The organism is Stappia sp. BW2 (assembly GCF_008107695.1).
GTDB lineage: Bacteria > Pseudomonadota > Alphaproteobacteria > Rhizobiales > Stappiaceae > Roseibium.
Window position 1 is genome coordinate 1 of record NZ_VIRG01000028.1, and the last position, 434, is coordinate 434.

A 434-nucleotide genomic window follows, 5' to 3' on the forward strand; every position below is an offset into this window, starting at 1 on the left:
GCCGGGCAGCGCCTTCTGTCTGCCAGTAACAAAAAGACACACTCGAGTGGAAATTTTGTTGATAAATGTCATATAGTTAGTTACGTTTTGCATATCGGCAGTTGTCTGCCGCTTGCACGTCCCCTTCCACTGACTGCGTCTACAAGGATTTGCCATGAAACAATTAATCGCCCTCTGCATCGCCGCCGCGTTTGCCAGCACCGCCTTTGCCGCCGCACCGGAAGCGGCGCCTGTCGCCAAGACGGCCCAACAGTCAAAAATGACGACCTGCAATGCGGACGCCGCCGGCAAGAAAGGCGATGAGCGCAAGGCCTTCATGAAGGAATGCCTGAGCGCCAAACCGGCGCCGGCCATGACGCAGCAAAACAAGATGAAAGCGTGCAATGTCGACGCCAAGGACATGAAAGGCGATGCCCGCAAGGCTTTCATGAAGG

Annotated in this window: 1 protein-coding gene; it reads left to right on the forward strand. The window is 55.5% G+C overall.

All coding sequences use genetic code 11. The features are described from left to right. Positions 1–154 precede the first annotated feature (154 nt). The coding region (locus tag FMN63_RS00130) for a PsiF family protein (protein ID WP_148581925.1) at positions 155–434 on the forward strand (280 nt) is incomplete at its 3' end.